We start from the raw sequence: 23,569 nt of genomic DNA on the forward strand, positions 1-23,569 counted from the left end.
GGAGGACCGGTGCAGTCGATTGACTCGATCGTCGATTCGCTGTTGTCCCGGCTCTCGGTGGACGAGAAGGTCGGGCTGCTCCACCAGTACGCGCCCGCCGTCCCCCGGCTGGGAATGGCGTCCTTCCGGACCGGGACGGAGGTCGTCCACGGTGTGGGCTTCTGCGGAGTCGCCACGGCTTTCCCGCAGGCGGTGGGGCTGGCGGCGTCCTGGGATCCGGAGCTCATGCGACGCGTGGGCGACCTGGTGGGCAGCGAGGTCCGGGCGCTGCACGAGCGGGACCCGTCGATCGGCCTGAACGTGTGGGGGCCGGTCGTGAACCTCCTGCGCGATCCCCGGTGGGGCCGCAACGAGGAGGGGTACTCGGAGGACCCGACGCTGACCACGGCGCTCGCGGTGGCCTACTGCCAAGGACTGCGCGGCGACCATCCCACCCTGCTCCGGGTGACGCCGACGTTGAAGTCGTTCCTCGCCTACAACCACGAGACCGACAAGTTCGACCAGGATTCCCAGGTGCGGCCCAGGGTTTTCCATGAATATGATTCCCGGCCGTTCGTGGATTCCGTGCGAGCGGGTGTCGTCTCGGGTGTGATGCCGTCCTACGGACTGGTCAACGGGCGTCCGAACCACGTGGGCGAGCACCTGCGTGCGCTGTGCGAGGAATTCCCCGACCTCGTCGTCGTCTCCGATGCGTTCGCGCCGTCGGACCTCGTCGAGAAGACGGGGTACTTCGCCGAACGCGAGGTCGCCGCGACCTCGCTGATCCGCACCGGGCTGGCCAGCTTCACCGACCATTCGGCCGACCCCGGCCCGACGAGGGACACGATCCGCCGTGCCCTCGACCGCGGGCTCCTGGTGGAGTCGGACCTCGACGGCCCGGTGCGTCGGATGCTGCGCATGCGAGCGCTGACCGGAGAGTTCCTGCAACCCGGCGAGGACCCGTACGCGGGCCGGGAAGTCGAGGTCGGAACGGGAGCCCCGCAGCGCGAACTCGCCCGTGAGGCAGCCGCGCGGGCGATCGTGCTGCTCCGCAACGAGCGGGGGACCCTGCCGCTCGACCCCGGCCGACCCATCACGCTCGCCGTCGTCGGCCCGTTCGCCGACCGGGTGTGCAGCGACTGGTACGGCCCCGAGCCGCCGTACGAGGTGACGCCGCTCGCGGGGTTGCGGGAGCGCTTCGCCGGCAGTTCGGTGCGCCACGTCGAGGGTGTCGACCGGGTGGCGTTCCGGCTGGCCGGAACGGACCTGCACGTCACCGCGGTCGCCGAGGACGGCGGGGGAGCGCTGTGGCTGGAGCCCGGAGAGGTCGACGGCAACGGACTGTTCGACGTCTTCGACTGGGGCGAGGGGGGTCTGTCGTTCAGGGCCGTGGCGAACCGGCGTTTCCTCACCTGCTCCCGCACCGGAGAGCTGGTGAACGACAAGGAGCGGCCGTGGGGCTGGGTGATCCGCGAGACCTTCCGTCTCGTCCCCTCCGGTGACGGGCACCTGCTCTACAACACCGCTGTCCGCAAGTACGCCGCGGTGGTCCCGGGCAGCCGGACCCTGGTCGTGGCGGAGGACCCGGCGTCCGCCGCGGTGTTCGTCGTGGACCAGGTGTCGGACGGGGTGGCCGAGGCCGCGCGGGCCGCTCGTGACGCCGACGCGGTCGTGGTCCTGGTGGGCACCTACCCCCAGATCAACGGCCACGAGATGTGCGACCGCACGGAGCTGGAACTGGCGCCGCGTCAGACGGCGCTGGTCCAGGCCGTGGCCGAGGCCGACCCCTCGGCGGTGGTCGCGGTGGTCAGTGGGCACCCGGTCACCATGGAGGGCGTCGACGAACAACTGTCGGCCGTCATCTGGTCCGCACACGGAGGCCAGGAGTTCGGGACGGCGCTCGCCGAGGTGGTCGCCGGCGACCGGGCCCCGACCGGGCGTCTGCCCCAGACCTGGTACCGGTCCGTCGACCAGCTGCCGAGCCTCTTCGACTACGACATCATCAAGTGCGGCGGCACCTATCTGTATCTGCGGGAAACGCCGCTCTACCCGTTCGGGCACGGGCTGTCCTACACGTCGTTCGAGTATTCGGACCTCGGTACGGACACCGACACCGTCTCCGGGGAGCAGGGATTCACGGTACGCGTCACGGTGGCCAACACGGGCGGGGCCGAGGGTGAGGAGGTCGTCCAGCTCTACCTGCGCGCACCGGACGGCCCCGTGCCGCGGCCGCTTCGCCAGCTCCTGGCGTTCCGCCGGGTCAGCCTGGCCGCAGGAGAGACCGCAACGGTGGAGATCCCGGTCGACGCCTCGCAGTTGGCCTACTGGGACGTTGCGGGACGCCGGTGGCGGGTCGCACCCGGCTCGCACGAGATCATGGCGGGGAGCTCCTCGGGGGACATCCGGCTGAGCACGAAGGTGGACGTGCGGGCGGACGCCGCACCGCCGCGTGCCCTGGGGCCCGCCCTGGTGCGGGCAGCGGACTTCGACGACTACCGCGGGGTCCGCCTCGTGCCGGAGCACACCATGTCCGGCGACGCGGTCGCCGCCGACGGGGCCGGCAGCTGGCTGCTGTTCCGTGACGTCGACCTGAGCGGGGCGCCCGACACCTTCGTCGCCAGAGTGGCCGGCGTGACGGCCGCGGCCTGCCGCCTGGAGGTGCGCCTCGACGATCAGGAGCACGGCCGGATCCTCGCCAGTGTCCAGGTGGCGTCCGACCCGGAGAGCGGGGGATGGGCGACCGTCCGGGCATCCTGTGATCCGCTCCACCGGATGGAAGCGGTCCACGACGTCTACCTCAGGTTCACGGGTCCGGCGAAGGTGTCCGCTTTCGCGCTGTACCGCCTCGGTTGACATCGCATTCGAATCACTCTCAGATCGCGACTACCTCGTTCATGGAGCAGTGGAAATGAATTCATCGGGATTCGAGGCAAGTACCCTGGATTACTTGCAGGGGTGGGGATACATAGTCTTCGAGGGATCGTCAGGGGTGGAGGAGCAGGAATACCTGGCGGAACTCGTCCGCCGCACGTCGGCCCGGACCATCCTGGAGATCGGATTCAACGCGGGCCTGTCGAGCCAGGCGCTGCTGGCGGCGGCGCCGGACATCCGTGTGGTCTCGTTCGACCTGGGGGACCACGCGTACGTCCACCAGGCCAAGGAGTACGTCGACCGGCGTTTTCCCGGTCGGCACGAGCTGATTCTCGGTGACTCCCGGACGACTCTGCCGCGCTACGCGGCGAGGGCCGATCGGCCGCTCTTCGACCTGGCGTTCGTCGACGGCGGCCACGAAGTCGAGGTGGCGCGTGCCGATCTGCGCAACGCGAGGGCGCTGTGCCGGCCGGGCGCCCACGTCGTGATCGACGATCTGACGCCCTGGCGTCCGTGGGGCGTCGGTCCGACCGCCGCGTGGCGCGAGGCGATCGCGGACGGCTTGATCGTGCAGGAAGAGGTACTCGTGGACGGCGTACTCGTCGACGAGCCGAGCGAACCCGGGGACCGGGTCTGGGCATGGGGGAGGTTTCTGTGAGCAGCATGCAGGGCGAGGCGCACATGACGGATGTGGACATGACGATCCTCGCGGTGTCGGGAAGCCTGCGGGAGGGCTCCTTCAACAGCCGGCTGGTGAGGCAGGCCGTGGAACTCGCGCCGTCCGGAGTCCTCGTCGAGGTCTACGACCGACTGCGCGACATACCGCCCTACGACCAGGACGACGACGGCGAGGACGTGCCGGAGCCGGTCGCGGACCTCCGGCGCCGGATACGTCATGCCGACGGGCTGCTGATCCTCACACCGGAGTACAACTACAGCCTCCCCGGACAGTTGAAGAACGCCATCGACTGGATGTCCCGGCCGTTCGGCCAGTCCCCGCTGGCCCGCAAGCCCGTGGCCATCGGCGGAGCTTCGACGACGGGCTTCGGCACCGTCCGCGCGCAGCTCGCGCTGCGGCAGACGCTGCTGTGGACGGACTCCCGGCTGGTCGTCAAACCGGAGCTGCACCTGGCGAAGGCGCACGAGAAGTTCGACAGCTCGGGCGAACTGGCCGATGAGGCCGCCAGGATGATGCTCGGCGACCTGGTCGCCGCGCTCGCCGGACTCATCACCGAACAGCGCAAGCTCGCGGTGGATCTCCCGTAGCGACATGGGAAGGCGGTGGCCGTGAATCGACTCGACACGGCCACCTCGCCTTACCGGAACGGCCCTCACGGGCGCGCGGGTGGGGCGCGTCCGTGAGGGCCGTTCGGTCGGCGCCGTCACACTCCGACGGGCTGCCACTCCTGGTTGGTGCCGCCGACGGCGGGCCACTGGATGATCTTGGCGCCGTCGGCCGTCGAGCCGCCGTTCACGTCCGCGCACAGGCCGCTCTTGACGTTGATCAGGCGGTAGTAGCCACTGGACGTCGGTACGAGCTTCCACCATTGGTTGACGCCGTTGGTGTCCGACCACTGGTCGAGCGCCGTGCCGTTGGTGGTGGAGCCGCCGGGGTTGTCGAGCACCTTGCCGCTGTTGACGTTGGACAGGCGGTACGAGCCGTCGTAGTCGGGGATCAGCTTCCACTTCTGGTTGGCGCTGCCGGACCAGGTGAACTGGATGGCGGCGCCTCCGTCGGCCGTGGAGGCACCGGAGATGTCGATGACCTTGCCGCTCCTGCGGTTGACCAGCTTGAAGGCTCCGGTGAGCAGGCCGATCGTGATCGTGGTGCTCGTGCCGGCGGTCAGCGACACGGTTCGGGCGTGGTTGCCCAGCGAGGAGGTCGTCACCGTGGCGGCGGTGCTGACGGACGTGATGCCCCGTCGGCAGATGAAGGTGATGTCCTGGTCGATGTCCGAGGTGAGCTCGACGGTGGCGGTACGGGCCGCGGTGTCCCACGTCAGGGACTGGACGCTGATGCGGTTGCGGCCGCGGACGCCCTTGATGGTGCCCTGGGCCAGCTGGTCGGGCAGGGCGGGAAGGATCTCCAGGACACCGGGGCGGCTGTAGACCAGCGCCTCGGCCAGGACGGCGGGGATGGTGTTGGCCGCGTCGCAGTTGTAGATGTTCAGGTTGGGGTTGTGGGAGGTCATCAGCGACCGCCAGACCATGTTCTTGCCGTAGATCTTCAGCAGGTTGGCGTACACGCCGGCGCCGTCCTTGAGGCGGGCGCGGGCCAACGCGCGGTGCAGGCTGCCGTGGGCCGAGAAGTTCGCGTCGGTGCGCAGGTCCAGCGCCCTGGCCGCGACCTTGACGAGATCCGGCCGCTCCTCGGGGTTGATCTCGTGCAGCGGCCAGGCCCCGTACATGTGCTGCACGTGTCGGTGGTCGTAGCGGTCGGTCAGGCCCGGCCAGGACCATTCGGCCAGCGCCCCGTCACCGTTGACGGTGTAGTCGGGCAGCTTGGCGAGCAGGGCGGTCCAGCGGGCCACGCCCTGGCCGCTGCCCTGTTCCAGGCCGAGCTGGTTGGCGGCGTCGATGGCGGCCCGCAGGGCGTGCCGGCCGGCCATGATGTCGCCGGTGGCGTTGATGGAGAAGGCCTGGCCCGTGCTGGTCGGGGTGTTCTCCATGGAGAAGGAGGGGACGAAGACGGCCTTGCCGTTGGAGTCGGTGCGGGTGAGGAAGTCCTCGTAGAACAGGGCGAGTTCCATCAGGGCGGGGCCGAGCTTGTCCTTGAAGAAGGCGGCGTCGCCGGTGACCTGGTAGTACTCCAGCAGCGGGTAGAGCATCCAGTCGGCGCCGCCGGTCCAGGCCTCGCCGGGGAAGCTGGCGTTGTTGAAGTGCAGCATGTGCCCGTACTCGCCGTCGGTGCGGGAGGGGGCCATGAAACCGCGGGCGCCGTAGAGCCGGGCGGCGTTGTCGCGCCAGTGCGCCAACTGGCCGAGGACGAGGTCGAAGTACCCCTCCATGGCGTCGCTGAGGTCGAGGATGTTGCCGCCGGAGACCTGGAAGTTGACGTTGGCGTCGGTGGTGAAGTCGTCGGCCCAGGAGCCGGCCCAGGTGCCGGTCCAGATGCCGGTCAGGCGGGGCGGCAGGACGCCGCTCGAGCTGACGAACAGATAGCGGCCGGAGTCGTACATGCGCTCCAGCAGCGCCAGGTCGACCGCGCCGCTGTTGGCGTTCTGGCGGGCGATGAGGTCGCTGGTGGCCAGCTGCCGGTCGGCGGTGGAGACGTTCAGGTCGATGCTGGAACGGTCGTACATCGCCTGGTGCTTGGGGGCGTGTCTGCCCAACAGGGTGGCGTAGTCGGCGGTCAGTGAGGCCAGCGCGGTCTGCAGCGGCTTGGCGTCCCAGCCGGTGGAGGTCTCGTACCGGCCGAGCTTGGTCAGCAGCAGCACCTTGGTGGCCTTGGCGACCACGAGGGTGCTTCCGCTTGCCGTGACCGAGGCGCCGGTTCCGGAGACGACGACCCGGGTGACGCCCTCGTAGCCGAAGGCGCCCTGCCCGGCGGGGTAGGTGCCGCGCAGGTTCAGATAGCCGTCACCGCTGGAGACGGTGGCGGTGGTGGCGTAGGAGACGCTGGTCGGCGTGCTCTCCAGCGCGGTGTTGACGCTGAGGGTGGTGTCGACGGTGCGGCCGGTGGCGGGCAGCAGCTCGTGCACGATGACCTGGTCGGCGCGGGAGACGAAGACGTGGCGCTTCCAGGTGCCGAAGGAGTCGGTCCAGGTGTGGGTGACCTCGCCGGTGCGGAAGTCGGTGATCCGGGCGAAGTCGTTGACCGTGGTCATGCCCGGGGTGCTGAGCTGCAGCTCGTAGCCGGGGTGGAACGTCTGCGTCCACTTCAGGTTCCAGCCGTTGGCGAAGGTCGACGCGGCTCCGGCGTAGTCACCCGCCAGCGCCTTGTTCCGGGCCGGGTCCAGGACGGCGGTCAGGTCCGGGGGCATCGTGTTCCGGGTGCCGTTGGGCAGCACGAACCGGTGGTGGTTGAAGATCATCTTCTCGAGCGTGGGAGCCCCGTAATACACGGTGCCGTACTCGCCGTTGCCGCTCAGGAAGCCGTCGGTCCAGGCCGAGGCGGTGGCGTTGTCCCAGGTGCCGCGGTCCGGGAGGGTGACCTGGGGCGGGACGGCCGCGGCGGCCCGCTCAGCGAACACGAGACCGGGCAGGGTCGTGGCGCCGACGGTCAGCGCGGCGGCGGTGAGGAAGTGTCTGCGGTTCAGGGGGTGGTCGGGCAGGTTCACGAGGCGACTCCGTTGTCTGATGCCTGACGGTGGGTGGGGCCATGCGCCGACGGGCAGCGCCGGAAGGGAAGCCGTGGGGGGCTCTGGGCCGACCGGCGCTGCCTGCCGTGATCGTGGTGCGTACTCGGAGCGGTGGTGCTGCGGCCTACGGGGTCACGGTCAGCGCGGGCATCATGTCGGCGGTCGCGTTGGTGAGCTTCCCGGAGCCGTTGGCGCCTTCGGAGCTGATGAAGCGCAGCTCGTGGTTGGTGCCCGTGTCGCCGACGGCGAGCAGGAGCGTGGACTGATGGGCCGCGAAGGCGTTCTGGACGAAGGAGGTGATGTCGACGGTGATGTCACGGCCGTCGACGGCGTTGCCCTGGTGGGTCCCGCCGCCCTCGGGGATGACGGTCGAACCCAGCGCGAAGGTGGCAGACCTGGCGACGGAGGAGGTCGTGGCGGTGAAGCTCGGCCGGTTCTGCCAGGTCATCGTGGAAACCGGGCAGGACGTGCCGCCGCCGGTGCAGCTGGTGTCGCTGACGGGCTGCACGAGCAGCTGGTCGGTGTCGGTCGACGCGACCGTGGTGTAGCGGTGGCCGACGTAGGTGAGGTGGAGGGTCGCCTGGCTCGGGGCCTTGGTGAAGCTGCTGAGCGGGAACTGGAGGTAGGAGAGCTTCCCGTCCCCGGATCCGGTGGTGTACTGCTCGCCCATCAGGCCGACGCCGGTGTTGCGGGTGATCAGGGTCAGGTCCGAGGAGTTGTTCGTGCTCTGGTCGCCGACCCACGCGCCCACCCAGGTGTCGCCGCTGGTGGCGGCGCCGTTCTTGACGTTCTGGGTCTGGCCGTTCGCGGCCGTGTAGGTGGTGGTCAGGCTGCCGACACTGCTCGTGGTGAGCGGGAGCTGGCCGCTGTACTCGACGAGCTGGCCCGCGACGCGGAGGTTGTTCAGCGTCGCGTTCGTGACGCCGGTCATGTTGTTCGTGGTCTGCTTCGAGAACCACACGTTGTCGAGATTGATGGTGGGGATGGGGGACTTGACGTACGTGTAGGTGTTCCCGGACCCGTCGGGGTTGGGGGCGTACCCGTAGTTGGCCTGCTGGTCGGCGGTGACGGTCTGGGTGGTTCCGTTGCCGCCGTTCACGCTGATCGATCCCGAACCGAACCGGGACGAGTCGATCGAGCTGTTCTTCACCACGAGGCTCTGCAGGCGCGGGTACGTGTCGTGGCTGTTCATCACGGTGATGCCGCCGACCAGGGGCGACACCGAGTTGAAGTTGTCGAACGTGTAGTTGCTGATCTGGTGGCCGTTGGTCTGGTAGCCGAGGCGGATCGCGTTGCCGGCGTTGACGGCCCAGTTCAGGGTGTTGCTGACCGAGATGTTCTTCGAGTCCTGGTCGTCCCAGTGGTTGGAGTCGAACCCGAGCTGGCCCGCGACGGTGTCGTAGGCGCCGATCGCGTTGACGTAGCCCTGGACGTTGGCGCTCGAGGTGCCGAGTGCGAAGTTGTTCCAGACGCCGGAAGCGAGCGGGGTGAACTCGTTGCTGGGGTTGTAGTGACCGGACGCGAACGCGTCGTCGTTGCCGAGGGTGAAGACGTTGTTGGCGGTGATGTCCTGGCCGCTGGCGAAGTCCGTGCCGTCCACCCACGGCTGGGCGTACGGGGTGAGGGCCTTGATGTTGTTGAACGTGACGCTCTTGGCAGTGTGGGTTTCGAAGTTCCACTGCTTGGCGTTGCGCTCGTAGGTGTCGTTGAAGGTGATGTTCGAGGAGTGCAAGACCATGACGCCGCCCTGGTGCTGGCTGCGGTAGGCGTCGTGCAGGTCACCGCCGCCGGAGGAGTTGTAGTTCGCCACTCCGTTGGCGTCGAAGACCCCGCGGCCGTCGACCTCGACGTTGCTCGAGTTGACGATTCCGATCGCCGGCTCGAAGGCCTCCATGTAGGCCTGGACCCGGTTGAGCAGCAGGGCACCTTCGTCGGTGTAGACCTTCAGCTTGCCGCCCTTGAGCTTGCTGCCGTCCACCCCGTTGACCTGCAGGCCCGACCACAGGTAGGTGCCGTTCGGGAAGTAAAGGGTGTTGAGCTGCGTGGGGTTGGCCTTGATGGTCTGGATCGCGGCCTGCAGGGCGAAGGTCTGGTCGCCGGCGGCCATCACGCGCTGGTTCGGGTAGCGCACGTTGGAGGTGTTGACGCTCACCAGGCTGCCCGCCGAAGTGGCCTGGCCGGCCGGGATGGCGGTGCCGTCGACGGTGCGTCCCGCCATGGAGCTGGTCGTCGCGGCCGGCGCGGTCTGGGCCGCGCTGTTCGGGTGCGCAGCGAGGTACTTGGCGGCGAATTCCTGGAAGTTGACGACTCCGGTCTGCGTGTTGACGCCCGAACCGTCCGACGCGTCGGTGGTGTCCGGGCGCAGCGACGGGTCCTCGATCGGGTCGTTGACGACCGCCAGGTAGGGCTGGCCGGCGACGTTGGTCGAGTCGCCGTTGACCATCACGATCGCCTCGTTCAGCCCGGCGCCCGCCGCCAGCTGGAACGTCAGGGTGTGCTTGTCCGTGCTCACCGACACGCTGCCGGCCGGGTAGTAGCGCGCCGGGTAGACGTTCACCGTGTTGATCGTGGTGCTGGGCAGCGTGACCGTGATCGTCGGCGTCCGGGAGTCCGACGCGAACCGCGCGATGTCGAAGTTGTGGCCGTTCTGGGTGTACTGCACGGCCGGGACGGAGGTACCGGCGACCTGCACCTGGTACTTGGTCGACGTCACATCAGGCGACGTCGTCGTGCCGCCCCCCACGCCCGACGGTGCGTAGGTGTGGACCGTGACAGCGGTGGCGGCGTGGGCGGAGACGGCGCCGGTGAGCACGAGGCTCGCCGCCGCGATGGCGGCACTGGCGGTGACCGCGATGATGCGGTTGACGCGCGAGGTGCCCCGCGCCGACGTGGGGTTCGGGGCGGCTTCGTCGCCGGCCGGTCGGATCATGCTGGTCTCTCCTCAGGACTGGACCGTTCCAGGTCTGTTCGGCGCTCGCCGGGGACGGCGCGGAGCCTTGGCGACACCGCTGTCGAGCTGCTGCGACTGGTGGGGGCTGTCGCTACCGAGAGGACCGAGAGGGCCACTACGACGCACCTGGTGGGATGGCACGCGGTGACGTCGAGTGTTGGTTGGTGGGGTGGACCGGGACGGCTCCACGGCGTTGACCGATCCACACGATCGGCGTGGCGGGGATGTTAATGGCGCGTTTCCCGGGACGTCAACGGTCCGCGCGCTCGCAATGCGCGGGACCATGTAGGACATGCAATGCCTCTCGCCGTTCACGTAACGGCTACATCACGGTCTTCCGGCGCCGCCTTGCCCTCGCGCGGCGTGCGGTCCTACGCTGACGCCACTTCGTGGATCGATAAAAGTTCGGGAGCGCTCATGGTGACAATGGCGGAGGTGGCCGCTCGGGCAGGAGTCACCAAGCAGACCGTCTCCAACGTGGTGGCCGGCAAGAAGGTGCGACCGGAGACCCTGGCGAAGGTGAACACGGCGATCGCCGAACTCGGCTACAAGCCGAACCTGGTGGCGCGCTCGCTGCGCACCGGCAGCACCTCGACCGTGGGGCTGTTCGTGCCGTCGGTGGCCAATCCGTTCTACTCGGAGGTGGTCGAGGAGGTGGAGAACGTCCTGGTCGGCCACGGGTACAACCTGCTGCTGGCCACGACGCGCGACGACCCCGACTACACCCGGGCCCACCTGGAGAACCTCACCGCGCGCTCGGTGGACGCACTGCTGGTCGCCGGGGACAAGGGCGTCGAGCAGCAACTGCCGATGCTCACCGCGGCCAGCTTCCCGGTCGCGCTGTTCGCCTGGGAGAGCGACCCGCCGACCACGCTCCCGGTGGTGTCCATCGACTACGAGCACGCCGGATTCCTGGCCGGGCGCCACCTGCGCGAGCTCGGCCACCGGAACGTCGCGGTGATCGCCGACCTCCCCTCCCACGCGCTGCGCGTGGCCGGGTTGCGCCGGGCGTTCGCCGCCGACGGGCTCACCATCGACGACCGGAAGGTGTTCACCCGTACCAGCGACGACGCGGCCGGCGGGTACGACGCGGCCCGCACGGCACTGGACGCCGACCCGGAACTGACAGCACTCTTCGCCACCCACGACGTCCTGGCCGTCGGCGCCATCGAGGCGGTGGTCCGGTCCGGGCGGCGGGTCCCCGAGGACGTCAGCGTCGTCGGCTTCGACGACATCGCGGAGGTCGGCCGGATCGACCCGGCGCTGACCACGGTCACCTTCCCGAAGCGGGAGATGGCTCAGCAGGCCGTCGAACTGCTGCTGCGCGCCGTCGACTCCGGCCGGCCGCCGACCAACGTCCTCTCGCTGCTGCGCCCGACCCTGACGGTCCGGGACAGCAGCGCTCCGCCCCGAACAACCGCCTAGCACCCGAAGCCGCTCGACCTGCACGTGATCCAGGGAGCCGGCGGCAGGTCCCGCTGTGCCGTCTCCCGTCACCTCGACGACTTCCGAGAGGAACCTTCACCGATGAACGACCCCGACGCCTACGTCGAAGACCGGTCACCGGGCATCGGACGGCTGCGGCCGCGCGCCGCGTTCGCCTCCGACCTGCCCTCGATCGCGCTCGACGGCGACTGGAGATTCCGCCTGGCGTCAGGGCTGGACGACCTCACCGGTGACTTCGCCGCACCGGAATTCGACGACGCCGGCTGGGACTTGCTCGCCGTGCCGTCCTGCTGGCAGATGACCGGCCTGCCCGGCGAGCCGCGCTACGGCACCCCCGCCTACACCAACATCCTCTACCCGTTCCCGGTCGACCCGCCGCGGGTGCCCCGGCAGAACCCGACCGGCGAGTACCGCCGCGAGTTCGAGGTTCCGGACGGGTTCCCGGCGGCTGACGCGGTGCTCCGGTTCGAGGGCGTCGACTCCGCGTTCGCGGTCTGGCTCAACGGGATCCGGCTCGGCGACGCCAAGGGCAGCCGGCTGACGACCGAGTTCGACGTCCGCCCCGCTCTGCGTCCGGGGCGGAACGTGCTTGCGGTCCGGGTGCACCAGTGGTCGTCCGGCAGCTACCTGGAAGACCAGGACATGTGGTGGCTGTCCGGGATCTTCCGGTCGGTGTCCGTGGCCGCCCGAGGTGTCGAGGACTTCTTCGTCCACGCCGCCTACGACCACACCACGGGCCGGGGCAGCCTGGCCGTCGACGTCACCGCCGCGACCCGGGTGTCCCTGTCGGTGCCCGAGCTCGGCATCACCGGCGCCGACCCGGCCGGACCGCACGTGATCGACGGCGTCGAGCCCTGGTCGGACGAGAACCCGCGCCTGTACGCGGCGGAACTGGTCTCGGAAGCGGGCGAGCGGATCCCGCTGCGCATCGGCTTCCGCACCGTGACGGTCGTGGACGGGGTCCTGACCGTCAACGGCCGACCGATCTCCCTGCGGGGCGTCAACCGCCACGAATGGCACCCGTTGACCGGGCGGACCCTGACCGAGGACACCATGCTGGCCGACGTGCTGCTGATGAAGCAGCACAACATCAACGCGGTGCGCACCAGCCACTACCCGCCCGACCACCGCTTCCTGGACCTGTGCGACGAGCACGGGCTGTGGGTGTTCTGCGAGGGCGACCTGGAGACGCACGGTTTCGAGCCCGGCGGCTGGCGGCGCAACCCCAGCGACGACCCCGCTTGGCGCGAGGCCTACCTGGATCGGGCCGCGCGGCTGGTGGAACGGGACAAGAACCACCCCTCGGTCATCGTCTGGTCGCTGGGGAACGAGGCCGGCCGGGGAGAGAACCTGGCCGCCGCGGCCGCGTTGATCCGCCAGCGCGACGACAGCCGCCTGATCCACTACGAGGGCGACTGGGCGAGCTGCTCCTACGTCGACCTGTACTCCCGCATGTACATGGGCGTGGACGAGTTGGCCGCCGTAGGACGCGGCCAGGAGGCCCCGACCGCCGATCCGGCCGACGACGCCCACCGCCGTTCCCTGCCGTTCGTGCTGTGCGAGTACGGACACGCCATGGGCAACGGCCCCGGCGGCCTGTCCGAGTACCAGCAGGTCATCGAGACGTACCCGCGCCTGGCCGGCGGCTTCATCTGGGAGTGGATCGACCACGGGATCGCCCGGACCACCGAGCGCGGGGACTCCTTCTACGCCTACGGCGGCGACTTCGGCGAGGAGATCCACGACGGCAACTTCGTGGCCGACGGGCTGCTGTTCCCCGACCGCACGCCGTCGCCGGGCCTGGTCGAGTTCAAGAAGGTCATCGAGCCGCTCCGGATCCACATCGACTCGGCGGCACAGCAGATCGCCGTGCACAACCTGCACCACGTCCGTGCCAGCGCGTACCTGGGCTTCCGGTGGAGCGTCGAGGACGGCGGCGAGCCGGTCGGCTCCGGCGACCTGACCGTGCCCGCGGTCGCACCGGGCGCGACGACCGCCGTCGCATGGCCCGCCGACCTCGCCGCCGCTCTCGACTCGGCGCGCAAGAACGGCTCCGGCCAGGAGGTCTGGCTGACCGTCACCGCGGTGCTCGCCGGCGACGAGAGCTGGGCCGCGGCCGGCCACGAGATCGCCTGGGGCCAGGGGCTGGTGGTTCCGGCCGGCTCGCCCATCCCCTTCACACCGGCGCCGGCGACCGCCCACGACGGGTACCTCGCCCTGGGTCCCGCGCGGTTCGACAGTCGCACCGGCGCGCTCGTCCGGCTCGGCGACCTGGAACTCGACGGCCCGAGGCTTGACGTCTGGCGCGCCCCGATCGACAACGATCTGCTCAACGCCTTCGGTGAGCCGCAGATCCCCGCTTGGCTCGCCGCCGGGCTGCACCGGATGCGCCACGAGGTCCTGGGCGTCGAGCCCGACGCCTCGGGACTCACGGTCACCGCCCGGCTCGCCGCCGCCGGGTCCTCCTCCGGGCTCGACGTGGTCTACCGCTGGACAGCCTTCGACGGACCGGTCGCGGACCGGGCCCGGATCCGGCTGGAGACCACCGTCACCCCCGACGGCGCATGGTCGGTGCCGCTGCCCCGCCTGGGCGTCACGATGTCGCTGCCCGGCACCGACGCCGAGGTCGAGTGGTTCGGCCCCGGTCCCGGCGAGGCCTACCGCGACTCCCGAACCGCGGCGCGCGTCGGACGCTACCGGTCGAGCGTCTCGGCGATGCAGACCCCCTACCTCCGCCCGCAGGAGAACGGCAACCGCCACCAAGTCCGCCACGCCCGGATCACGGCCCCGGGCGGCACCTTGCTCATCACGGGCGACCCGGTCATCGACCTGACCGTGCGCCCCTGGAGCACCGAAGCCCTGACCACCGCGACCCACCAGCACGACCTGGTTCCCGGCGGCAGGCTCCATCTCCACCTGGACCAGGCGCACCACGGCCTGGGCAGCGCTGCCTGCGGACCCGGCCCCTCGGCAGCGTCCGTCCTGGCAGCGGTCCCGACCGTGTTCGGCGTCGAATTCAGCACCGGCTGGTAGGCGGGCCCAGCCCGCCCGCCCACCAGCGATCCAGCAAGGCTCCCCACCCCACCGTGACCAAGAGGTTCCCCACATGAACAGCACGACCATACGCACCCGCAGATTCCTGGCCTTCGCCACCGTGGCGGTCCTCGCGGCCGGCGTCAGCGCCTGTAGCAGCTCCGCCACCTCCTCCACCGGATCCGCCGCGGAGCCGAGCCAGAACGGCCCGGTGAGCATGGAGTTCTGGGGCTGGGCCCCCGGCTACGACAAGATCGTCGACCAGTGGAACGCCGCCCACCCGAACACCAAGGTCACCTTCAAGAAGATCCCGTCGGGCGGCAAGGGCGGCTACACCCAGATCACCAGCGCGATCACCGCGGGCAAGGGCCCGTGCCTGGCCCAGATCGAGTACGGCACCATCCCGTCGATGCTCGTGAAGAGCTCGATCATGGACATCACGCAGTACGCGAACGCCGACATGGGCAAGTACGTCCCGTCGACCGTCTCGGCCTCCACCATCGGCGGCAAGGTCTACGGCATCCCGGTGGATGTCGGCCCGATGGTCCTGTTCTACCGCACGGACCTGTTCACCAAGTTCGGCATCGACAAGCCGCCGGCCACCTGGGACGAGTACCAGGCCGACGCCCAGAAGGTCGCCGCCGCCGACGCGAGCGTGAAGTTCGGCACCACCCCCATGGACGGCAACGACCTGGCGGCCTTCAGCCTGCAGACCGGCCAGTCCTGGTACTCGACCAGCGGGGCCAGCTGGACCGTCTCCATCGCCAACCCCGGCACCCAGAAGGTCGCCGCCTACTGGCAGGGCCTGAAGGACAAGAACCTGGTGATGCCCAACGGCAACGCCTGGGACCCGCAGTTCGACAAGGCCGCCGAAGCCGGCAAGGTGGTGTCCTTCGTCAACGCGGCCTGGGCCGCCGGCGGTCTGAAGGACGACCTGAAGGACCAGTCCGGCAAGTGGGCGGTCGCCCCGATGCCGACCTGGAGCGCCGACGACAGCAAGACCTCCAGCAACGGCGGCTCGGCCACCTCGGTGATGACCGGCTGCAAGACCCCGCGCGAAGCCGAGCAGTTCGCCGCGTTCCTCTCCTCCGACCCCCAGGCCGTGAGCACGGGCATCACCGTCGGCGGCCTGTACCCGGCCTCGACGGCCGGGCAGGACGACCCGTCGCTCGCAACCGGTGACCCGTACTTCGGCGGCCAGAAGGTCAGCGACGTGTACAAGGCCTCCGCCGCGCACATCCCCACCACCTGGACCAACGGCCCGACCTACCAGCAGGTCGAGACGGACTTCACCACCGCCATGGGCCAGGGCAGCTTCCCGGACGCCGTCGGCAAGGTCCAGACCTCGACCGTCGCCGCGATCAAGCAGCTCGGCCTGTCGGTGACCGGAGGCTGAGGCAGCGGAACTCCCGCCGCTTCTATGGGTTCCCGCGGCCTCCGCGGGAACCCGCACCCTGATGACGAACCGCCCAGCGAGGTTTCCATGAGCAGTACCAGCAGCGCCCGGACCGCGTCACCGCCGCAGCCGGTGGCCGCAGTTCCCCGCGGCGCCTCCCCGGCCCGTAGGCCCCGGCGCGCCGGCCGCCGCCCTGCCGCGGTGACCGCGTCCGGGTTCCTGGCGCCGTTCGCGGCGCTGTTCCTCACCATGATGGTCGCGCCGATCGGCTATGCGATCTACGAGAGCTTCTTCACCGTCCAGCGCGCCGGTCTGTTCGGCGGTGCGCAGTCCACCCGGTTCGCGGGACTCTCCAACTACCTCGCCGCCTTCCGCGACCACGACTTCATGGCGTCGATCGTCCGGGTCGTGCTGCTGGGCTGCGTCCAGGTCCCGGTCATGCTCGGCCTGGCCCTGCTGCTCGCGCTGCTGCTGGACTCCCGCTCGGCCCGGCTGCGGAAGACCTTCCGGTTCATCTACTTCCTGCCGTACGCGCTCCCGGGGGCGATCGCCGCGGTGATGTGGTCCTTCCTCCTGGTGAAGAGCCTGTCGCCGTTCACCGGCCCGCTGTCCCACATCGGCATCACCACCGACTTCCTGTCGCCGTCCTGGGTCCCGGTCTCGATCGGGAACATGATCACCTGGGGCTGGACCGGCTACAACATGCTGATTATCTACTCCGCGCTGCAGACGGTCCCCGGCGAGGTGGTGGAGGCCGCCGCGCTCGACGGCTGCACCGGATGGCGCCTGGCGTGGCACGTGAAGATTCCCCTGGTGCGCCCCGCGCTGGTGATGACCACGATCTTCTCCATCATCGGGACGGCGCAGCTGTACACCGAGCCGGCGGTGCTGGTCGGCGCACGCATTCCGGGCGTCTCGCCGAAGTTCTCCCCGATCATGAACACGACCCTGGGCATGGACGTGGGCGGCCAGAACCTGGCAGCCGCCGAGTCTGTGGTCCTCGCCCTGGTCACCCTCGTGCTCTCGTTCGGATTCCTGAAGTACACCCAGCGCAAGGGAGCGATGGCATGAGCGTCGTCCTGGACAGCCGACCGGCCCGACCGGCCCGACCGGCCCGCCGCGGCGGCGAGATCGCGAGCAGGACCGTCGTCAACGGAGTGCTCGGCCTGATGGCCGTCTACACGCTGATCCCGCTGTGGTGGCTCTTCGTCTCCGCGACCAGGGGCTCGGGTTACCTCTACACCGGTACGCCGCTGTGGTTCTCCCACTTCGACCTGATCACCAACATCAGCAACGTGCTGAGCTTCGACGGCGGCGTCTTCTCCACCTGGCTCGCCAACAGCGCGCTGTACAGCCTCGTCGGCGCGACCGTCAGCACCCTGCTGTCCGCGATGGCCGGCTACGCGCTGACCAAGTTCAGCTTCCGCGGCCGCGAGAGCGTCTTCAACGTCATCCTCGCCTCGGTCCTCATACCGGCGCCGATGTTCGCCCTGCCGCTGTTCCTGCTCATGGCCAAGCTCAACCTCACCGACTCCTACTGGTCGGTGCTGCTCCCCAGCTGCGTCAGCCCGTTCGGCGTCTACCTGTGCCGGACCTTCGCCGGGTCGTCCGTCCCGGACGAACTGCTGGAAGCCGCGCGGATCGACGGAGCGGGCGAGGCGCGCACCTTCTTCAGGATCGCCCTGCCGCTGATGGCCCCGGCGCTGGTGACCGTCTTCCTGTTCCAGTTCGTCGGCATCTGGAACAACTACCTGCTGCCTTCACTCATGCTCAACTCCGCCTCGCGCCTGCCGGTGACGGTCGGCCTGGTGCAGTGGCGGTCGGAGTTCGCCAACGGCGTGTCACCGCTGCTGCCGATCACCGGTGCCTTCCTGTCACTGATCCCCTTGCTCGTCGCCTTCATCAGCCTCCAGCGCTTCTGGCGCAAGGGCCTGACCGCCGGCGCCGTCAAGTAGCGCATTCCCCCGAGCACGAACGAGCACGGGTTCCGCATGGACGTCGTCAACCTCGTGCCTGAATACCGTTTCCGCAGGTCAGCGAGGCGCTGACCTGCGGAAACGATGAGAGGTCGAACTGCGTTTCCGCAGGTCGGAGGGCCCTTTACAGGTTGAAGTAGAGCTCGAACATGCCTCTGACCTGCAGATATGGCGGGCTCACAGAAGATCGTTTCACGACCAGTGCACACGACGCTGCCCCAACTGATGAGATGCGTCGAGATGGACCGAGCAGTGCCGAGGGGTCGCGCCGGCTGCTCGCGGTGGGCGCTACGCAGTGCTATCGAACTCCTGCGTCCAAGGCGGCCTGCGACCAAACCGCGACCGCGCGACGCACCAGATCCGGTTCACTCGGCCGATGCCGGGAAGGCGGAGCCGTAGTCGGTGAAAAGCATCGACCTTGTGCCGTGTGACCTGCGAACTTTCGCCGGTCGCCGCGAATGGGCGAGGCCCGGGCACTGTCACGTCCAGACGGGCGTCTGCCAGAATCGACCGGTCGGTGGACAGAGGCGAGGAGGCTCGCGTGGGCGGGGACGAGGTGCGGTCGCGGATCCCGCAGCTGCGGCTGGACGAGCTGCTGGAGGAGTTGCAGGCGCGGATCGACGCGGCCCGGGGTACCCGTGACCGTGTGCACAGCCTGCTGGAGGCGGTGCTGTCGGTGGGCCGAGAGCTGGATCTGACGCAGGTGCTGCGGCGGATCGTGGAGGCTGCCACGGTGCTGGTGGACGCCCGGTACGCGGCGCTGGGGGTGATCGGTCCGGACGGCGAGTCGTTGTCCCAGTTCCTGACCGTGGGTCTGGACGAGGAGGAGATCGGCCGGATCGGGCCGTATCCGACCGGCAAGGGGATCCTCGGCGAGCTGATCCACCACCCCGAGGCGCTGCGGCTGGCGGATCTGGCCGCGCACCCGGCCTCGCACGGCTGCCCGGCGCACCACCCGGTGATGCGGACCTTCCTCGGGGTGCCGGTGAGGGTGCGGGAGGAGGTGTTCGGCAACCTCTACCTGACGGACAAGAGGAACGGGGAGCAGTTCGACGCCGACGACGAGTCGGTGATCGCGACGCTGGCGGTGGCCGCGGGGGTGGCGATCGACAACGCGCGCCTCTATGAGGAGGCGCAGAGCCAGCAACGGTGGCTGAGCGCGAGCGCGGAGATCACCCGTGGCCTGCTGTCGGGTGCCACGCGCGGCGAGGTGATGGAGCTGATCGCGCGGCGGGCGCTGGAGATCACCGGTGCCGAGCTGGTCGACCTGTCGGTGCGCGAGGGAGACGGCGATGGGCTGCGGGTCGAACTGGCCCTGGGGGGCGACCCGTCCGCGCGGTCGGGGATCCACCTGCCGCTGACCGGGACGCTGTCGGGGGAGGCGTTCAGCCTCGGTTCCCCGGTCACGACCCTCGATCTGGCCGAGGACCCCCGGCTGACCGGCGGGCCGCGCAGGTTCTCCGGCCTGGGGCCGGCGGTGGCCGTGCCGCTGGGCCGGGCGGACGGGCAGATCGAGGGGGTGCTGCTGCTGGCCAGGCAAACAGCGGAGCGGGCCTTCACGGAGCGCGAGATCGGTCCGCTGCTCGGGTTCGCCGACCAGGCCGCGCTGGCGTTGGAACTGGCGGACCGGCGCCGGGACGCCGAGCAGCTGGCGATGCTGGAGGACCGCGACCGAATCGCCCGTGACCTGCACGACCTGGCCATCCAGCGGCTGTTCGCGACCGGGATGACGTTGCAGAGCGCGGCCCGGTTCATCGAGCACCCCGGAGCTTCGGATCGAGTGCTGCGAGCTGTCGGGGACCTGGACGAGACGATCAAGATCATCCGCTCGACGATCTTCGGCCTGAGGGCGCGCGAGGATTCGGTGGCCCAGGGGCTGCGTTCGCGGGTGGTGCGGGTGGTCGAGGAGGCGCAGGCGGCGCTGGGCTTCGCGCCGAGGCTGAGCATGGAAGGCCTGCTCGACACGGACGTTCCGGGCCAGGTGGCCGATCACGTGGTGGCGGTGCTGGGCGAGGCATTGAGCAACACGGCCCGGCACGCGAAGGCCGGCCGGGTCGAGGTGGCGTTGCGGGCGACTGGAGCCGAGGTGGTGCTGACCGTGCAGGACAACGGTGTTGGCATCCCGGAGCAGGGGCGGCGCAGTGGGCTGCGCAACCTGGCGGACCGTGCCGAGAGCCTGGGCGGGGCGCTGGAAGTGTCGAGTCCGCCCGAGGGCGGGGCCCGGCTCGTCTGGACGGTGCCGTTGGAGGGCTGATCGCTGCCGAGGGGAACGTGGCCGCGCGTTTTCGGTGTCAGCGGTGCGGGGCAAGGGCGGCGGCGGGCAGGAGGCGGCCGGTTACCCACTCGGGGCGGATCCGGACGGTCACCTGGCCGGCGGGCGGCGCAGCGGGGGCCCGAGCGGCAGCACCTTCCCCGGTGGTCTCGGCCGTGCCGAGGAGGGTGACGCTCCAGCCGCTGCCGTCGGCTGTGCTGATTTCGTCGGCTTGGAAGGCGACGAGTGTCCCCGCGACCGCGCGAAGGAACTCGGAGCCGGCGGTGGCCTGCAGCACGACGCTGCCGTCATCGTCGAGGCGGTAGCGGGTCGGCAGGACAGCGGGCAGAGCGCCGACGGTGTAGACGACGCGCCCGACCGGTGCCCCGGCCAGCAGGCGCAGGCAGTGCCGCTCATCGAGCGGCGCGGTGTCAGGTGTCATGGCATTGATGGTCGTCCGGTGCCGGTGGGTGCGGGAGAGGCCGTTGGTCCCCCGGCCGGTGGCCGGGCGGCCCGACTGCCAGGGGCAGGAATCAGGGGACGCGCCGGCCGGCTGCCTTGTCGTGGGCGGCTAGGGCTTGAGTGGCGATGACGGCGGCCTGGACCCGGCGCTCCACGCCGAGCTTGGCCAGCAGACGGGAGATGTGGTTCTTGACGGTCTTCTCGGCGAGGTAGAGGCGCTGGCCGATCTGTCGGTTGGTCAGGCCCTCGCCGATCAGGGCGAGGATCTCCCGCTCGCGGTCGGTGAGCTGGGGGAGGTCAGAGGTCTGCGGGGCGGTGTCGCCGCGCAGGCGGGCCATCAGGCGGGTGGTGGCTCCGGGGTCGAGCATGGACTGCCCGGAGGCGACCGTGCGGACGGCGGAGACGAGGTCGGTGCCGCTGATCTGCTTCAGCACGTAGCCGGCGGCTCCGGCCATGATGGAGTCCAGCAGCGCCTCCTCGTCGTCGAAGGAGGTGAGGATCAGGCAGGCCAGCTCGGGCATGCGCGAGCGCAGCTCGCGGCAGACGGTCACGCCGTCGCCGTCCGGCAGTCGCATGTCGAGGATCGCCACGTCGGGACGGAGTGCGGGTACCCGGGCGAGTGCCTGCTCGACCGTGCCGGCCTCGCCGACCACGGTCAGGTCGGGTTCTGCGTCCAGCAGGTCGTGCACGCCGCGCCGGACCACCTCGTGGTCGTCGAGCAGGAACACCTTCACCGGGTCGCTCGCCCGGTCCGCCGTGCTGTCTGCCATCACTTCTCCGTACCTGCTGGACCCGCCGCCGGAACGGGACGAGTGGGGATCGTTGGGCAGTCTGCCTGTCGCTCAGCCGCGTGCGGTAGGGCCGGACGGCCCTACTTCTCCCGGTCACGGGCGGATGGAGCCGGCCGACTGGGCCGCAGCCGAGTCCTGACCGTCCGCCTCCGGTAACTCGACGCGGCGTCGGGGAGTGGGGCAGCCGGCCGGTCCATAGCCGATGCGCAGCAGCATCTGCGGGGCGCAGCGGCCGTGTTCCGGGTCAGCCATCCGCGCACGCAGGTCCGGTGTCGGAGGTACGCCGGGTTCAGCTGCGCCGAGGACCGTCGGTGCCGGGCCGGCGGGCGGCCCGTCCGGTCCAAACGGGTTCCAGCTCGGCCCAGGCGCGCTGCCAGGCAGTGTCGGCACGGTGGTCCAGCGATCGAAGGCGCAGGCCCAGGCCGGCGGCGATGAGGACGAACAGGAGGCCCACGGCGAGCAGGCCCACGATGACGGCGTCGGAGACGAGGTCGGCGGTGCCGGCCGGGGCGGTGGTCAGCCTGCCAGTGTCGGCGACCCAGACGCCGACGGTGGAGCCCGCCTGGGCCTGTCGGCTGACGCCCACGGTGCCGGACTGCTGTTGCCCGGCGGGGTACGTCCAGGCGGCCGTGGCCTGGTAGCGGGGGGCCGCGGTGTCGGTTGTGTCGGTCGTGGTGCTGGTCGAGGTGAGCAGGACGGCGTTCAGGTGGTGCAGGCGGGTCGCCGCCGCAGCGACGCGATGCTCGGCCGAGTCGAAATCGGTCCACGCGGCGGTAGCACCGAGCATGAGGGCCAGGGCGGTGGCCACGGCGGCGAGGAGCCCGGCTCGGCTGCGGGCCCGGTCCTCGGGCCGGGCCAGCTCGTTGCGTTCGGCGCCGAGTGCCCGGCACAGGCCGCGGCGCCACGGGCGGATGGGAGGGGTGCGGGGAGTGCGGGTCATGGTCGGACTGCCCTTCGGCGGTGGGTGAGCGGCTGGGAACGGGCGAGGCGGGCTCAGGCGTGCGGGATCACCGCGACCGGGGCGGCGGCGTGGTGGAGCACGGCGTGGGTGACGGGACCGAGCCGCATGCCCAGGGGGTGGTGGCGGTCGTGGCGGCCGACGATGACCAGGTCGGCGCCTTCACCGGCTGTGACGACGGCGCGGGCCGCGCTGCCGTGCCGGACCTCGACGACGAGCGGGACGTCCGGGTGAGCAGCTCGCCCCGCGGCGAGCGATTCGGTGAGCAGGCGTTTCACGGCGGCCTCCCGCGCGGCGATCTCCGAGCGCGGCGGAACCCAGCTGGTGGCGGCCCACAGCGGCACCGGATCCCAGCCGTGGACGGCCCGCAGGCGCACGCCGCGCCGGGCGGCCTCGGCGAAGGCGAAGTCGACTACGGCGCCGGCGGATTGACGGGTGTCGACCCCGACGACGACCTCGCCCCGGGACACCGCGCCGTTGTGGGCCGAGGCGGGCCGGTCGGCCCGGACCAGGACCGCCGGGGCGTTGACGCGAGCCGCCACCGCCAGTGCGACCGAGCCGGTCAGCAGGCCGGCGAAGCCGCCGAGGCCGCGTGAGCCGAGTACGAGGAGTTCCTGGCCTTCAGCCGCCTTGACCAGCGCGTCGACCGGATCGTCTCCGATCACGGCGGTCTCGATGACGAGCCCGGGGTGGTCAAGGCGGATGCGCTCGGCGCACTCGGACAGCGCCCGGAGCGCGGCCGGGCGCAGGTCGCCGGGCCGGAAGTCGCCGGTGTCCTCGGCGTCCTGTGGGCTGAGCCAGGGCCAGGCGTGCAGCAGCCGCAGCGGAGCGCCACGGCGTTGCGCTTCCCCGGCGGCCCAGGAGGCCGCGCTCTGGCTGCTCGGGGATCCGTCGATCCCGGTCAGGACATGGCGGGTCATCAGTGCTCTCCTCCAGGTCGTCGGCTGACCCTGCGGTCAGGACGTCTGCTCGGTCCTTCGCTGAGAGAACTCTCTCGGTGGGGATCCGGTCGGGCCCAGGGACCGACCGGACCGAGGGGTGGGCCAGTGGTCCCTGGCCGCAGCGGATCCCGGGCTGGTGGGGCCCCGGGACCAGTGGGGCGTGGGGAGGGGACCGGTGGCGCCGTGAACAGGGCCCGATGGTCCCTGGGGTGAC

The 23,569-nt window shown here is 70.3% G+C and carries 16 protein-coding genes; 9 read left to right on the forward strand and 7 right to left on the reverse strand.

Features of this window, described 5'->3' with window-relative positions; all coding sequences use genetic code 11:
- Positions 1-9 precede the first annotated feature (9 nt).
- The 3 genes from BR98_RS30595 (at position 10) to BR98_RS30605 (ending at position 4,116) form a co-directional block, all read left to right on the forward strand.
- On the forward strand, positions 10-2,832 hold the full coding sequence (locus tag BR98_RS30595; RefSeq protein ID WP_051970485.1) for a glycoside hydrolase family 3 protein: 2,823 nt from the start codon (positions 10-12) through the stop codon (positions 2,830-2,832).
- Positions 2,833-2,968: 136 nt separating this feature from the next.
- Positions 2,969-3,508 (forward strand): O-methyltransferase, encoded by a 540-nt coding sequence (locus tag BR98_RS30600; RefSeq protein ID WP_198042311.1) that lies wholly within the window; start codon positions 2,969-2,971, stop codon positions 3,506-3,508.
- A gap of 5 nt (positions 3,509-3,513) precedes the next feature.
- The gene (locus tag BR98_RS30605) at positions 3,514-4,116 is read left to right on the forward strand and encodes an NADPH-dependent FMN reductase (RefSeq protein ID WP_232247946.1); all 603 of its coding nucleotides are present in this window, start codon (positions 3,514-3,516) and stop codon (positions 4,114-4,116) included.
- A 116-nt stretch (positions 4,117-4,232) separates the two neighbouring features.
- On the opposite strand, the gene BR98_RS42155 is transcribed toward BR98_RS30605, so the two are convergent.
- The gene (locus BR98_RS42155; RefSeq protein ID WP_051970489.1) at positions 4,233-7,130 is read right to left on the reverse strand and encodes a glycosyl hydrolase family 95 catalytic domain-containing protein; all 2,898 of its coding nucleotides are present in this window, start codon (positions 7,128-7,130) and stop codon (positions 4,233-4,235) included.
- A gap of 145 nt (positions 7,131-7,275) precedes the next feature.
- Positions 7,276-10,080: a glycosyl hydrolase family 28 protein gene (locus BR98_RS30615; RefSeq protein ID WP_035849871.1), complete on the reverse strand. Its 2,805-nt coding sequence runs from the start codon at positions 10,078-10,080 to the stop codon at positions 7,276-7,278.
- 438 nt (positions 10,081-10,518) lie between these two features.
- Between BR98_RS30615 and BR98_RS30620 the strand changes: the two genes are divergently transcribed.
- The 6 genes from BR98_RS30620 to BR98_RS30645 all read left to right on the forward strand — a co-directional run bounded on the left by BR98_RS30620 (position 10,519) and on the right by BR98_RS30645 (position 20,206).
- Positions 10,519-11,526 carry a LacI family DNA-binding transcriptional regulator gene (locus tag BR98_RS30620; protein ID WP_035849873.1) on the forward strand — a complete coding sequence of 336 codons (1,008 nt, stop codon included), beginning with the start codon at positions 10,519-10,521 and terminating at the stop codon, positions 11,524-11,526.
- Between the two features lie 102 nt (positions 11,527-11,628).
- A complete protein-coding gene (locus BR98_RS30625; protein WP_035849875.1) occupies positions 11,629-14,580 on the forward strand; it encodes a glycoside hydrolase family 2 TIM barrel-domain containing protein in 2,952 nt (983 codons plus the stop codon).
- Positions 14,581-14,653: 73 nt separating this feature from the next.
- Positions 14,654-15,976, forward strand: coding sequence for an ABC transporter substrate-binding protein (locus BR98_RS30630; protein WP_035849877.1), 1,323 nt, complete (start codon positions 14,654-14,656; stop codon positions 15,974-15,976).
- Between the two features lie 87 nt (positions 15,977-16,063).
- On the forward strand, positions 16,064-17,047 hold the full coding sequence (locus BR98_RS30635; protein WP_035849879.1) for a carbohydrate ABC transporter permease: 984 nt from the start codon (positions 16,064-16,066) through the stop codon (positions 17,045-17,047).
- The gene (locus BR98_RS30640; protein WP_035849887.1) at positions 17,044-17,931 is read left to right on the forward strand and encodes a carbohydrate ABC transporter permease; all 888 of its coding nucleotides are present in this window, start codon (positions 17,044-17,046) and stop codon (positions 17,929-17,931) included. Before BR98_RS30635 ends, BR98_RS30640 begins: the two co-directional genes overlap by 4 nt.
- A gap of 562 nt (positions 17,932-18,493) precedes the next feature.
- The gene (locus BR98_RS30645) at positions 18,494-20,206 is read left to right on the forward strand and encodes a GAF domain-containing sensor histidine kinase (protein ID WP_035849889.1); all 1,713 of its coding nucleotides are present in this window, start codon (positions 18,494-18,496) and stop codon (positions 20,204-20,206) included.
- A 37-nt stretch (positions 20,207-20,243) separates the two neighbouring features.
- Here the strand turns inward: BR98_RS30645 and BR98_RS30650 are convergent, their stop codons facing one another.
- From BR98_RS30650 to BR98_RS30665, 5 genes are all read right to left on the reverse strand, one after another.
- Positions 20,244-20,645, reverse strand: coding sequence for a pyridoxamine 5'-phosphate oxidase family protein (locus tag BR98_RS30650; protein ID WP_035849891.1), 402 nt, complete (start codon positions 20,643-20,645; stop codon positions 20,244-20,246).
- A 91-nt stretch (positions 20,646-20,736) separates the two neighbouring features.
- The gene (locus tag BR98_RS30655) at positions 20,737-21,435 is read right to left on the reverse strand and encodes a response regulator (RefSeq protein WP_035849893.1); all 699 of its coding nucleotides are present in this window, start codon (positions 21,433-21,435) and stop codon (positions 20,737-20,739) included.
- Between the two features lie 114 nt (positions 21,436-21,549).
- Entirely contained in the window at positions 21,550-21,708 is a 159-nt protein-coding gene (locus BR98_RS39770; RefSeq protein ID WP_157537997.1) for a hypothetical protein, read from the reverse strand.
- Between the two features lie 37 nt (positions 21,709-21,745).
- On the reverse strand, positions 21,746-22,396 hold the full coding sequence (locus BR98_RS30660) for an Rv1733c family protein (protein ID WP_035849895.1): 651 nt from the start codon (positions 22,394-22,396) through the stop codon (positions 21,746-21,748).
- 53 nt (positions 22,397-22,449) lie between these two features.
- A complete protein-coding gene (locus BR98_RS30665; protein WP_035849897.1) occupies positions 22,450-23,334 on the reverse strand; it encodes a universal stress protein in 885 nt (294 codons plus the stop codon).
- Between the last annotated feature and the right edge of the window lie 235 nt (positions 23,335-23,569).

Origin of the sequence: Kitasatospora azatica KCTC 9699, assembly GCF_000744785.1 — a bacterium.
GTDB lineage: Bacteria > Actinomycetota > Actinomycetes > Streptomycetales > Streptomycetaceae > Kitasatospora > Kitasatospora azatica.